We start from the raw sequence: 8,481 nt of genomic DNA on the forward strand, positions 1-8,481 counted from the left end.
CGTGGAAGGGCGACCAGCCGACGCGGCACGCCGTGCGCTGCGCGCCGCGAGGGAACGGGAGCGGGCCGCAGAGGAGAGCCGGGACGGCGGGCCTCCCGCCGAGGACGCGGACGTCACCGTGTCCGAGGACAAGACGGCGAAGTCGGTCCGGCCGGGCGATGCGGCGCGCGCGGCCCTGCGGCGGGCGAACGCGGATCGCCGCGGGACAGGTGCCGTGCCCCCGCCGGAGTCGGGAGACGGCGCTCCGCCCGTGGTGAGCGCGGTCGGCGCACCCCCGGCCCCCGCCACGCGCCCCGGCGACGCCGCACGCGAGGCGCTGCGGGCCGCACGAGCAGGAGCGGAAAGGGAACGGACACGGAACGAGGCGACGGCCGAGGGCCGCGCCCCACAACACCGGCCTGATGTCTCGGGGATGTCCGGTGAGGAGGCGACGTCCGGCACAGGGCGTTCGTCGGGCGGGCAGGGATCGTCGGGGGCGCGGGTGCCGTCCGGCGCGCAGGGGCCGTCTGCCGAACGGGGTTCGTCGGGCGGGCAGGGATCGTCCGGGGCGCGGGTTCCGTCCGAGGCGGAGGGATCGTTCGGCACATCCGGGCCGTCCGGCGTGGCCGCGCCGTCGCCCGACGCGGGGGCGTCCGGCAGCGCGGGGCCGTCCCGGGTGGCTCGACTGTCCGCTGCCCGGCGGCGCCGGAACCTGCGTACGCGGGCGGCCGGTGACCCGGGCCGGGAGGTGAGGGAACTGCTCGCCGGGGCCTTCGGACTGCCGGCGTCGGTGGAACCGCGGGGCGGGACCGCGTCCGCCGCCCGGACTCTCGGCGCTGAGGCCGAGAAGGCGTCAGCCAACCCCCGGCACAAGGTGGTGGACCTGTTCTCGAAACGCCGGCAGGCGGGGCCGGACCCGTCCGGGGCAGCCAAGGACACGCCGGATACCGCGCCCCCGGCGGCCCGCTATCCCCGTTCCATGGCGGCCCCGGGCCGTGACGGCGAACTGCGGCGCACGTTCGCCTCCCTGCCGGCGCAGGCTGCGGATGGTGCCGACGGGTTCGCCGGGACATGGTGGGGCAACGCCTGGGTCGCCGCGCTGGAGGAGGGTGCCCTCGACGCGGCCCGGCTGGCACGGGGACGGGCCTACGCGGACCGGGGGAACGTGGACGCGATCACCGTCACCCCGGGGCTTGTCCTGGCGTACGTCCAGGGAAGCCGTCCGCGGCCCTATCGGGTGCAGGTGGGGTTGCGGACGTTCTCCGACGAGGAGTGGGGCCGCTTCCTGGACGCCGCCGCCGAGCAGCCGGGGCACATCGCCGCGCTGCTGGACAAGGAGCTGCCGCACTCCCTCGCCGAGTGCGGAGTCCGGCTGCTCCCCGGGCCCGGCGACCTCGAACCGCACTGCAACTGCCCCGACGCCGGCCACCCCTGCAAGCATGCCGCGGCGGTCTGCTACCAGACCGCCCGTCTGCTGGACCGGGACCCCTTCGTGCTGCTCCTGCTCCGCGGTCGCGGGGAGCGTGAGCTGATCGACGAGCTGTCCCGGCGCAACGCGGCGCGCGCGGCCCGCGCCGCCCGGGAGCAGCGGCCCGCGTCCGTGCCCGGAGTCCGGGCACGGGATGCCGTGGCCCGGCGCGCACTGCCATCGCCGCCCGCCCCGCTGCCGCCGCTCGCCCACCCCGAGCAGCCACCGGTCTACCCGGCGGCGCCGGGCGGCCCGGACCCGCTCGCGCTGGACCAACTGGCCACGGACGCGGCGGCCCGGGCGCACGCCCTGCTGACCTACGGGGAAGACCCGGTCGCGGAGCTGACCCTGTGGCAGGACGCGGTACGGCTGGCCGCCGCGCGCCCGGGCTCGGGCCTCACGGCGGCGACCCGGCCGCTGTACTCCTCGCTGGCCGCCGCGACCGGGCGTACGCCGGCCGAGCTGGCACGGGCGGTCGCCGCGTGGCGACAGGGCGGACAGGAGGCCCTCGCCGTCCTGGAGGAGCCCTGGGACCCGCCGGCGGGCCGCTTCGACCGCGCCCGCCCCCAGCTCCTGGCCGCGGACCTGCCCGCGTTCCGCCCCTGGCGCAACCGCCTCACCCACCCGAACGGCCATGCGCAGCTCCGGCTCGGCCGGGACGGGCTGTGGTACGCGTACGACTCGGAACCGGGCCGGGAGGACTGGTGGCCCCGCGGCACCCCCGACCCCGACCCGGTGGGCGCGCTGACGGGACTGGGGGCTCCGGGCGAGCGATGACGGGCGGCGGGCGACAACCGGGAAGAGCTGTGCGACCGGGCTGCGTCCGATACGGGCCAAGGCACCGTAAGCAGCACCGTCCGCGCACTCCGGGAGACCGGCCGAATTCCGGGACATACGGGACGTTGCGACGTATGGTGCGGAGGCCCCGCCGTCACGGCCGCGGCCGGGCGGGGCCTCGCAGGGTGGGATCAGTCCCAGCCGCCGAGCAGGCCGGCGTTCAACTGGGCGTCGCAGATGTTGTAGCCGCCGGACGCGTGGCCCTTCTTCGTCTTGCCGTCGATGGTGACGGAGCAGTTGATGTCGCCGCCGCCGCTGAGCTGGCCCATCACATTGAAGTACAGGGCGTCCTTGGAGACCGGCAGAGTGGCCTCGAACGCGCCGTTCTTGAAGTGCCCCTGCCGGGTGTCGCTGTCACTGCCGTAGGTGATGTCCACGCCGCCGGCGGCGGTGCCCCACACCTTGAAGACGGCGACCTTCTTCGCCTTGTCGTCCTTGGAGCCGCTGCTCTTGGGCTTGTCGCCGCTCTTGCCGCCGGCCGCGTCCTTCTCGGCGGTGGCCTTCTCGCCCTTGGTCGCGGTGGCCGCGGGCTTGGCCTCGCCGGCGCTGCCGGACTTGCCGGAGCCGCCTCCGCCGGCGATCGCGGCGATGATCCCGATCAGGACGAACAGGGCGACGACACCGAGACAGCCGAAGCCGAGGATCTTCCCGGTCTTCGACTTCTTCGGCGGCTGGGGCGCGATCGGCGGAGTGCCGTAGCCGGGCTGCTGGGGGCCGCCCCAACCGGGCTGCTGGGGCTGCGGGTACTGCTGCTGGCTCATGATCCCCCCTGGGACTGTTGCTGTGCCTTGCGCAGATGTGACCAGTGAGGGAAGTGTGAGGTTGCTGTGAATGGTTGAAAGTCGCTCTATCGTGATCAATCTTGCCTCGGAGGCAACATGACTCTGCCGAGCCGACCGCTTGCCACCGGGCTCCCCGCCGCGTAGTGGACGTACTCGCGCACTCAGCCGGAAACCGGCGTTCCAGGACAGGAGGCGGCCGGCGCGGTTGTGGACCGAGCACTTCCAGCTCGGGATGTGACACCGTGCGGTCCTCGGTCGCGGCCGGCGCGGGCTCGACGCGCTCGCCGCGGGCATAGTAGGCGCCGTTGTCGCGCCCACGTGGCGAAGCGGCACACGCACCCCCAACCGCCCCCGGCTAACGCTCCCAGGGGAGCGCTACGAGTCCGACAACCGGGCCTCCTCCAGGTCCAGCGACCGTTCCTGGTGGCTCTCGCGCTCGTACCGTTCCGGGTGGTCGCGCACGCCGTACGGCGGGAGACTGCCGTGAGCCGGGTCACCGACCGTCACCGCGCGCTACTTGTCAGTACGGATCAGGGTCGTAAGAGTCCCGTCAAAGCCGTAGGGGCCGCCGTAAGAGGGTCGTCAACGGACGATCGAATCCGGCCAGAGAGGCGGTTTCCTCGAACCGTCCGTTTCAACCCGACCCCATTCCAGGAGTTCGCGATGGCCGATCTGGCCTTCGTCGTCACCGTGCTCGCAGGTTTCGCGCTGGTGGCCCTTGTCGCCAAAGGGGTGACGAAGCTGTGACCGCCGAGAACGTCGTCGGCCTGGTCGTGGCCGTCGCCCTGCTGGGCTATCTCGTCCTCGCCCTGATCTTCCCGGAGAGGTTCTGAGAACAGACATGAGTCCTGCACTCGCCGGCGTGCTCCAGTTGCTCGCCCTGATCGGCGCGCTGGCACTCGCCTACGTTCCCGTCGGCAACTACATGGCCAAGGTCTACGACTCGCGCAAGCACCTGCGCGTGGAGAAGTGGATCTACAAGGTCATCGGTGCCAACCCCGACACCGAGATGACCTGGCCCGCCTACCTGCGCGGGGTGCTGGCCTTCTCGGCCGTCAGCGTCCTCTTCCTCTACCTGCTGCAGCGGCTGCAGGGCGTGCTGCCCGGCTCGATGCACTTCTCCTCGGTCAACCCGGCGCAGTCGTTCAACACGGCTGTCTCGTTCGTGACCAACACCAACTGGCAGTCGTACTACGGCGAGCAGACCATGGGTCACGTCGTGCAGACCGCCGGGCTCGCGGTGCAGAACTTCGTCTCCGCCGCGGTGGGTATCGCCGTCGCGGTGGCGCTGGTGCGTGGTTTCGCCCGCTCCCGCACGGGTGAGCTGGGCAACTTCTGGGCGGACCTGGTGCGTGGCACGCTGCGGATCCTGGTGCCGGGCGCGGTGATCGCCGCGATCGTGCTGGTCGCCTGCGGTGCCATCCAGAACTTCTCCGGCATCCACGAGGTCGGGCAGTTCATGGGCGGCTCGCAGCAGTGGAACGGCGGCGCGGTCGCCTCCCAGGAGGCGATCAAGGAGCTGGGCACCAACGGTGGCGGCTACTTCAACGCCAACTCCGCCCACCCCTTCGAGAACCCCACCCCGTTCACCAACCTCTTCGAGATCTTCCTGCTCCTGGTGATCCCGTTCTCGCTGACCCGCACGTTCGGGGTGATGGTCGGCAGCGTGAGGCAGGGTTACGCGATCCTCGCCACGATGTTCACGATCTGGCTGGGCTTCGTCGCGCTGATGATGTGGACCGAGTTCGCCCATCACGGCCCGGCGCTCCGGGCGGCCGGCGGGGCGATGGAGGGCAAGGAGGTCCGCTTCGGCGTCGGCGCCTCGTCGATCTTCGCGGTGTCCACGACTCTGACCTCGACCGGTGCGGTGGACTCCTTCCACTCGTCCTTCACCGGGCTCGGCGGCGGGATCACCATGCTGGGCATGATGCTGGGCGAGATCGCGCCCGGCGGCACCGGCTCCGGCCTCTACGGCATCCTGATCATGGCCGTGATCGCGGTGTTCATCGCCGGCCTGATGGTCGGCCGTACCCCGGAGTACCTGGGCAAGAAGATCGGCGGCCGCGAGATGAAGCTCGCCGCCTGCTACATCCTGATCACCCCGGCGCTGGTGCTGGTCTTCACCGCGCTCTCCATGGCCCTGCCGACCCCGCCGCACTCGATGCTCAACTCCGGCGCGCACGGCTTCTCGGAAGTCCTGTACGCGTTCACGTCGGCGTCGAACAACAACGGCTCGGCCTTCGCCGGCCTGAACGCAAACACCGACTGGTTCAACACCATGACCGGGCTCGCGATGCTGCTGGGCAGGTTCCTGCCGATGGTGTTCGTGCTGGCGCTGGCCGGCTCGCTGGCCGGGCAGAAGCCGGTCCCGGTCACCGCGGGCACCCTGCGCACCGAGAAGCCGCTGTTCACCGGCCTGCTGGTCGGCGCGATCCTGATCATCACCGGTCTCACGTACTTCCCCGCCCTCGCGCTGGGCCCGCTCGCCGAAGGGCTGGCGTGATGACCACCCGTATAGAGAAGTCAGAGGACTCCATGTCCACAGCCACTCCCACCCGGGCGCCGCACAGCGACGTCCCCACCGGGCGCAAACCCGCCGAGGGCCGTGTCGGAGCGGGCCTCTTCGACCCCAAGCAGCTGGTCAGGTCGCTCCCGGAGGCCTTTAGCAAGCTCGACCCGCGGGTGATGGTCAAGTCGCCCGTGATGTTCGTGGTGTGGATCGGCTCCGTCCTGACCACCGTCTTCTCCTTCCAGCACCCGGGTGACTGGTTCGGCTGGACCATCAGCGCCTGGCTGTGGCTGACAGTCATCTTCGCCAACCTCGCGGAGGCGGTCGCCGAAGGGCGCGGCAAGGCGCAGGCCGACACCCTGCGCAAGGCCAAGACCGACACCGTGGCCCGACGGCTGGTGAACGGCGCCGAGGAGCGCGTCCCCGGCACCGATCTGCGCATCGGCGACCTGGTGGTCTGCGAGGCCGGTGACATCATCCCCGGCGACGGCGACGTCGTCGAGGGCGTCGCCTCCGTCGACGAGTCGGCGATCACCGGCGAGTCCGCCCCGGTCATCCGCGAGTCCGGCGGCGACCGCTCCGCGGTCACCGGCGGAACCAAGGTGCTGTCCGACCGGATCGTCATCAAGATCACGACGAAGCCCGGCGAGACCTTCATCGACCGGATGATCAACCTGGTCGAGGGCGCGGCCCGGCAGAAGACGCCGAACGAGATCGCGCTGAACATCCTGCTGGCCTCGCTGACGATCGTCTTCCTGCTGGCGGTGGCGACCCTGCCGCCGTTCGCGAACTACGCGGGCACGCATCTGACGATGGTGGTGCTGGTGGCCCTGCTGGTCTGCCTGATCCCGACCACGATCGGGGCGCTGCTGTCCGCGATCGGCATCGCGGGCATGGACCGCCTGGTGCAGCGGAATGTGCTGGCCATGTCCGGGCGCGCGGTCGAGGCCGCCGGTGACGTCTCCACACTGCTGCTCGACAAGACCGGCACCATCACCCTCGGCAACCGCCAGGCCGCCGAGTTCGTGCCGGTCAGGGGCACCACCGAGGCCGAACTCGCCGACGCCGCCCAGCTGTCCTCCCTCGCGGACGAGACCCCCGAGGGCCGCTCCATCGTCGTCCTGGCGAAGGAGAAGTACGGACTGCGCGAACGCCACCAGGGAGAGCTGGCACACGCCGAGTGGATCGCCTTCACCGCCCAGACCCGTATGTCGGGCGTGGACGTCGACGGCCGAAAAATCCGCAAGGGCGCCACCGCCTCGGTCATCGCCTGGGTGAAGGAGGAAGGCGGCACGGTCGCGCAGGACGCCGACGCCATAGCCAACCGGATCTCCGAGGCGGGCGGCACACCCCTGCTGGTGGCCGTCCACGACGACAAGGGCGCCCGCGTCCTGGGTGTCATCTACCTCAAGGACGTCGTCAAGGACGGCATGCGGGAGCGCTTCGAGGAACTGCGCCGCATGGGCATCAAGACGGTCATGATCACGGGTGACAACCCGCTGACCGCGAAGGCGATCGCCGAGGAGGCGGGCGTCGACGACTTCCTCGCGGAGGCGACTCCCGAGGACAAGATGGCCCTCATCAAGCGGGAGCAGGCGGGCGGCAAGCTGGTCGCGATGACCGGTGACGGCACCAACGACGCGCCCGCGCTCGCCCAGGCGGACGTCGGCGTGGCGATGAACACCGGCACGTCGGCCGCGAAGGAGGCCGGCAACATGGTCGACCTCGACTCCAACCCGACCAAGCTGATCGAGATCGTGGAGATCGGCAAGCAGCTGCTGATCACCCGCGGTGCGCTGACCACCTTCTCCATCGCCAACGACGTCGCGAAGTACTTCGCGATCATCCCGGCGCTGTTCGCGGCGGTCTACCCGGGCCTGGACAAGCTGAACATCATGCACCTGTCCTCGCCCAACTCCGCGATCCTGTCGGCCGTCGTCTTCAACGCGCTGATCATCATCGCACTGGTGCCGCTCTCCCTGAAGGGCGTGCGGTACCGGCCGATGAGCGCCGACAGGATGCTGCGCCGCAACCTCGGGATCTACGGCATCGGCGGCCTGATCGCCCCCTTCATCGGCATCAAGGTCATCGACCTGCTCTTCTCCCTCATCCCCGGGCTGTAACTTTTCAAAGGCGTGCTGATCACCATGAACAACTCCGTAACCAACACCGCCCGGTTGCTCGGGGCGGGCCTGCGGGCCCTCCTCGTGCTGACCCTGGTGACCGGCGTCATCTACCCGCTGGTCGTCACCGGCGTCGCCCAGGGGCTGTTCCACGACAAGGCGAACGGCTCCGAGATCAAGGCGGGCGGGAAGGTCGTCGGCTCCTCCCTGATCGGGCAGTCGTACAACCTGCCGCTGAAGAAGGGACAGGAGACCCCGGACGCCGACCTGAAGTGGTTCCAGGGCCGTCCGGCGAACGGGCTGGGTGCCAACAGCATGAACACGCAGTACAAGCTGATCCTGTCCGGTGCCACCAACCTCGCCGCCGACAACAAGGTGCTCATCAAGCAGGTCGAGGACGCCAAGGCCGCCGTAGTCAGGGACAATTCCGTGCCCGGCTACACGGTCAGGCCCTCCAACGTCCCTGCTGATGCGGTGACCTCCTCCGGCTCCGGCCTGGACCCGGCCATCTCCCCGGCCTACGCCGAACTCCAGGTCCACCGGGTCGCCGAGAAGAACGGCCTGCCGTTCGCCCAGGTGGAGAGGCTGGTCAAGGACCACACCCAGGGCCGCACCCTCGGCTTCATGGGCGAGCCCCGCGTGAACGTCCTGGAACTCAACGTCGCGCTCAAGGACCTCGTAGCGAAGCAGTGACGGCCTTACGCGACCCACACGGGAGTCGGGGGGGGGGGGGGGGGCGGGGCGGGGGGGGCGCCCCCCCCCCCCCCCCCCCCGCGCGGGCCG

At 70.8% G+C, this 8,481-nt stretch carries 7 protein-coding genes; 5 read left to right on the forward strand and 2 right to left on the reverse strand.

What is annotated here, in order from left to right:
* The first annotated feature begins 1 nt into the window (after window position 1).
* Entirely contained in the window at window positions 2–2,224 is a 2,223-nt protein-coding gene (locus ABZ823_RS21535; protein WP_361662585.1) for an SWIM zinc finger family protein, read from the forward strand.
* A 191-nt stretch (window positions 2,225–2,415) separates the two neighbouring features.
* Here the strand turns inward: ABZ823_RS21535 and ABZ823_RS21540 are convergent, their stop codons facing one another.
* Window positions 2,416–3,045 (reverse strand): hypothetical protein, encoded by a 630-nt coding sequence (locus ABZ823_RS21540; protein ID WP_361662588.1) that lies wholly within the window; start codon window positions 3,043–3,045, stop codon window positions 2,416–2,418.
* Window positions 3,046–3,441: 396 nt separating this feature from the next.
* A complete protein-coding gene (locus tag ABZ823_RS21545; RefSeq protein WP_361662591.1) occupies window positions 3,442–3,573 on the reverse strand; it encodes a hypothetical protein in 132 nt (43 codons plus the stop codon).
* 236 nt (window positions 3,574–3,809) lie between these two features.
* Between ABZ823_RS21545 and kdpF the strand changes: the two genes are divergently transcribed.
* The 4 genes from kdpF to ABZ823_RS21565 are packed head-to-tail and all read left to right on the forward strand — an operon-like array spanning window position 3,810 to window position 8,391.
* Window positions 3,810–3,899 (forward strand): K(+)-transporting ATPase subunit F, encoded by a 90-nt coding sequence (kdpF, locus tag ABZ823_RS21550; RefSeq protein ID WP_009326374.1) that lies wholly within the window; start codon window positions 3,810–3,812, stop codon window positions 3,897–3,899.
* Between the two features lie 8 nt (window positions 3,900–3,907).
* Complete coding sequence (kdpA, locus tag ABZ823_RS21555) at window positions 3,908–5,569, forward strand: potassium-transporting ATPase subunit KdpA (RefSeq protein WP_361662594.1); 1,662 nt, start codon at window positions 3,908–3,910, stop codon at window positions 5,567–5,569.
* Window positions 5,570–5,601: 32 nt separating this feature from the next.
* On the forward strand, window positions 5,602–7,698 hold the full coding sequence (gene kdpB, locus ABZ823_RS21560; RefSeq protein ID WP_361662597.1) for a potassium-transporting ATPase subunit KdpB: 2,097 nt from the start codon (window positions 5,602–5,604) through the stop codon (window positions 7,696–7,698).
* 24 nt (window positions 7,699–7,722) lie between these two features.
* Complete coding sequence (locus tag ABZ823_RS21565; protein WP_361662600.1) at window positions 7,723–8,391, forward strand: potassium-transporting ATPase subunit C; 669 nt, start codon at window positions 7,723–7,725, stop codon at window positions 8,389–8,391.
* Window positions 8,392–8,481: the final 90 nt, after the last annotated feature.

Origin of the sequence: Streptomyces sp. NPDC047079 (assembly GCF_040643755.1) — a bacterium.
In the GTDB taxonomy this organism is placed as follows: Bacteria; Actinomycetota; Actinomycetes; order Streptomycetales; family Streptomycetaceae; genus Streptomyces.

Excerpts from the sequence above, each read along its gene's own strand:
- ABZ823_RS21540 (WP_361662588.1), bottom strand. The coding sequence starts at position 3,045 with ATGAGCCAGCAGCAGTACCCGCAGCCCCAGCAGCCCGGTTGGGGCGGC.
- kdpA (WP_361662594.1), top strand. The coding sequence starts at position 3,908 with ATGAGTCCTGCACTCGCCGGCGTGCTCCAGTTGCTCGCCCTGATCGGC.
- kdpB (WP_361662597.1), top strand. The coding sequence starts at position 5,602 with ATGTCCACAGCCACTCCCACCCGGGCGCCGCACAGCGACGTCCCCACC.
- ABZ823_RS21565 (WP_361662600.1), top strand. The coding sequence starts at position 7,723 with ATGAACAACTCCGTAACCAACACCGCCCGGTTGCTCGGGGCGGGCCTG.